Source organism: Massilia glaciei (genome assembly GCF_003011895.2).
GTDB lineage: Bacteria > Pseudomonadota > Gammaproteobacteria > Burkholderiales > Burkholderiaceae_D > Telluria_A > Telluria_A glaciei.
The window spans coordinates 1-2,105 of sequence record NZ_PXWF02000178.1 but is presented as its reverse complement, the minus strand read 5'-3'; the positions used below and the strand labels follow the sequence as shown (position 1 = coordinate 2,105).

The 2,105-nt window shown below is 55.3% G+C and carries 2 protein-coding genes; one reads left to right on the top strand and one right to left on the bottom strand.

The features are described 5' to 3' along the window. The coding region (locus C7C56_RS11125) for an EAL domain-containing protein (RefSeq protein ID WP_146204426.1) at nucleotides 1-474 on the top strand (474 nt) is incomplete at its 5' end. 627 nt (nucleotides 475-1,101) lie between these two features. On the opposite strand, the gene C7C56_RS28780 is transcribed toward C7C56_RS11125, so the two are convergent. Next, a complete protein-coding gene (locus C7C56_RS28780) occupies nucleotides 1,102-1,977 on the bottom strand; it encodes a hypothetical protein (protein ID WP_181373126.1) in 876 nt (291 codons plus the stop codon). Between the last annotated feature and the right edge of the window lie 128 nt (nucleotides 1,978-2,105).

Here is a 2,105-nt window from a genome sequence, read left to right as displayed (position 1 = left end):
CGACTTTTGGTGCGACAGCCCTGCCTCGCCTTGCTGCGCTTCACGCGCGACCAAATAGCCGTTGAGATCACCGAAGGCGTCCTACTCAACGATTCGCCCACGGTCAGGAGCCGGCTCGCCATGCTCAAGCTGGTCGGCGTCCAGTTCACCATCGACGATTTCGGGATCGGCTATTCGTCGATGTCCTATCTCAAGAAATTCAAGGTCGATTTTCTCAAGATCGACCAGTCGTTCGTCAAGGACATGATGCACAGTGCCGACAGCACGGTTTTCGCCGAGACGATCATCGTCATGGCCCACAAGCTTGGATTGGAGGTCATCGCCGAGGGGGTGGAGACGGTCGAACAGCGCGACTGGCTAAGGGCGAAGGAGTGCGACTACGCGCAGGGCTTTTTGTTTTCCGAGGCGGCAACTGCCGAGCGCTTCACCGAGATGCTCGAAGCCGGGCGGCGGAGGAAATCGCCGATCTGCTGATCCGCTCTTTACAGCGTGCGCTGATCCCGACATGGGGCCCCTGTTTAGCAATGCGCCAGAGCCTGCTGATATTGAAACAGGCACAATCTATGTGCTGCGGAGTCAGAGGCTGAGAGTTTTTCGGGCGTGCCCGAGCAGCCCGCCAGAAAGCGGCAGATCGAGGCGCAAAGCACAGCCATAGCGGGCTATGGCGAGCATTTGCAACGACGAACTGGCGCTTTCTGGCGTGATGAGCGGGGATGATCGAAAGACTCTCAGCCTCTCAGTCCATTCAACCATACGTCACCGCGCACCGCGAGCTGATCCACAAGATCGGCGTAACCGGCAACCCTTCAGCGCGCCTGCGATGTGGGTCGCCACCTTGCAACTCGGACGAGTCTATCGAAATATGGGCGAAGCAGGCTGGCATGGACTGGCAAACTCGTGAGGCTCCTGTGCGCTTTATGTCGGGAAGCGTCGGCGGTCTTGCCGCAATCGAGCACTTCCCCGAAAACAAAGTGCTGTTTCGCTCGGACACGAACTCGCCACTGTCGGTGGTGAGCATGCGTGCGTTTTGCCGGATACGAATTCAGCGGATGTCTTTACTCCGCGCCCGGTACTGCTTTAGTGAATCGATTGACGTGACATCTATTCTGCCCCAGGGAATTTATCGCACTCATCGTTGTGGGTATCGACGCGCTCCGTGTGGCGCTCACGTCTCTTGTGCAATGACCCTCGGTCCGCCTTCAGCGCCCGGACCCGGAGATTGTAATTGTTCCGATCGGCATACCATTTCGCCGTAAGCTGGTTCGTTAGGTTCTCTAGCTCACGAATTTTTGGCCCGGTTTCCAGCATCTGCCGTCGAAAATCAAGACTTGGGCCATACTCGGTGATAGACAGGCTTCGGCTATCCAAATTGGCAGTCTCCGCATCGAGCTGTTCCGACGCGGTACGAAGTCTTTCCAAGCTGGACAAGCACTTCTCTTTGGTTTCCTGAAAAGCCTTCCGATATGCATCGTCCTTTTCAGCGCTTTCTTCGAGAATCTTCTGGATTTTCTCGCTCCAAGCAGAGTGCAAATAATTTGCGAATGGCGGATGGGTTTGGAGGCACATCTCGGTTGCCAGCACATCCTTCATATTGTCTGTAGGCGCGTAGCGCCGACGACTATCGCCCCAAGATTGAGGGACAACCCGCGTCCAGTTATGTTCGCTCGGCGCTTTGTTTCCAACATAATTGCGAAGCAGACCGCTTTCAACTTCGCACGGCGTCGTGGACGCAAGCGAGAAAAGACTTCTTTCATTCTTGGCAGAAACCCCGTCATTGGTTCGAATCACTACATTGGCCCCAACATATTTGTCTTTGACGAATATATTGGCGAAGATCTCCGTATAGATTCCATCCGCACCCAGGAATTCGTGAACAAGGCTATGATTTTCCGGCACGGGAACCCTGCCCGTGGTCGGGACGCCTTCGGATAAAGCAAGTGTCGGTACAAGCGCCAAGAGCAGAAATAGCGTTTTCATCTATTTGTTCCGTTTGATTATGAATGGACGACCGCTGCGCCAAGGTTCCTGGCGTTTCCATCTCGCGCCGCGCACAAATGCGAGTTGCCAATGGTAGAGCAATCGTGACTGTTCAGCCGCTATGCGGC

Excerpts from the sequence above, each read along its gene's own strand:
- C7C56_RS28780 (WP_181373126.1), bottom strand. The coding sequence starts at position 1,977 with ATGAAAACGCTATTTCTGCTCTTGGCGCTTGTACCGACACTTGCTTTA.